Raw genomic sequence first — 1,649 nt, forward strand, 5'->3', positions numbered from 1 at the left:
GTGAGAAAAAATGACACACTCTTATCACGCGCTTACGAACGGTATTAAGAAAAATGGTGCTATAATAAATTAAAAACAAAAGAGATAAGACCATGAAATTAACCCATTTGGATGAAAAAGATCGCCCTAAAATGGTCGATGTCAGCGACAAAGAAGAGACATTTCGCGTTGCGGTCGCTAGCGGTACAATCACGATGAGCCCGCATGCATACGAGATGATTATTTCAGAGCAAACCAAAAAAGGTCCCGTGCTCCAAACCGCCATCGTTGCCGCGATCATGGGAACCAAACGTACCAGCGATTTAATCCCTATGTGCCATCCCTTAATGCTCACGTCGGTTAACTGCGACGTCGAAGAGCTACCGGAATTGCCGGGGTTTAGGTTACGCGTAACGGCAAAACTCAAAGGACAAACCGGCGTCGAGATGGAAGCACTTACGGGTGTAAGCATCGGATTGTTGACGATTTACGATATGGCAAAAGCGATCGACAAATCGATGATTATCAACGCCGTTTGCTTGGAGTCCAAAAGCGGAGGAAAAAGTGGAAACTACGCCAGAACTCCAGCTTGATTACCCTTGCCATTGGGAATACAAATTGGTTTTGGACGCTAAACATGATATTCGTGCTATCGTTACGGAACTTCTAGAAGAGCGCGTTCATGAAATCGCCAAATCGCAAAAGAGCAAACAAGGCAACTATGTCAGTTACACTTTGCGTGTTTTAGTCCACGGAACAGACGATCGAAAAATGCTTTATCATTTACTCAAAGCACACCAACACATTAAATTCGTATTGTAAAAGAGAGGTTTATATGGAATCGACGTACACCATTTTTTTGGCAACCGTTAAGGAAAACAAAGACAGTCCCAAACTTTACCCGCTGATTTCCGAACTCTGTTTTGAACTTTCGCGTAAAAAAATTCAACGCCTTAAAGATGAGCACAATATTTACAATCGATTGGGCGAATTGTTTGAGCTTTACGCAAAAGCGTTACATGAAGAAGGACTCAAAAATACGCGAGCCCTCAATAGCGTTATTGACGGTCTTTTAAAAGCTTCTAGCTATGAACAAGAGGCATTTTTATACAAAACGATTTACGAAAAAGAACAATTGGAAAAGAGTATTTTTCACCAAAAACAACACATTCGCGCCACGTTAACTCAAATGTTCGATACGCTTGAACATCATATCGAATCGATGCAAGAAGAAACAAAACTTCATGCTTTATCGGCACTCAGCGATGCTAAGCTCAAAGGTATCGAAATGCTCGGTATTTTGCATGAAACAACCAGTGAAGCCTTGCTCACGACACTTGAGAAAGGAAGCGATATCGTCGATACGATTTACGAAATTACAAAAAATCTCTCTTTTCAAGCGATTAGCGAACGCGAATTGAGTAAAAAGCGTATGATGGATATTTCACATACCGTTATTTCCGCAGCTATCGAAATTGCCGACGAAGATTTAGGGCATGCCAAAGATATTTTAGAAGGCACGGTTAACGGCGTAAGAGAAGGAATCGCTAAAGCCATCGATAAATTTAAAAATGATTTGAAATTTGCTCCAACGGAAGAGATTGAAGGTCTTTTGGAAACCGATTTGACGCAATTGCGCAAAGAGTTACTCAAAGTCGATGAGCAATTTA

The 1,649-nt window shown here is 41.2% G+C and carries 3 protein-coding genes; all 3 read left to right on the plus strand.

Annotated features, from left to right (window positions below; all coding sequences use genetic code 11):
• Positions 1-92 precede the first annotated feature (92 nt).
• Positions 93-572 (plus strand): cyclic pyranopterin monophosphate synthase MoaC, encoded by a 480-nt coding sequence (gene moaC / locus OA34_RS13250; protein WP_039676209.1) that lies wholly within the window; start codon positions 93-95, stop codon positions 570-572.
• Complete coding sequence (locus OA34_RS13255; RefSeq protein ID WP_039676210.1) at positions 544-801, plus strand: HP0495 family protein; 258 nt, start codon at positions 544-546, stop codon at positions 799-801. Before moaC ends, OA34_RS13255 begins: the two co-directional genes overlap by 29 nt.
• A gap of 13 nt (positions 802-814) precedes the next feature.
• A partial coding sequence (locus tag OA34_RS13260) for a DUF6781 family protein (RefSeq protein WP_039676212.1) occupies positions 815-1,649 on the plus strand: 835 nt, incomplete at its 3' end.

This window comes from Sulfurospirillum sp. MES (genome assembly GCF_000789415.1).
Lineage (GTDB): Bacteria > Campylobacterota > Campylobacteria > Campylobacterales > Sulfurospirillaceae > Sulfurospirillum > Sulfurospirillum cavolei.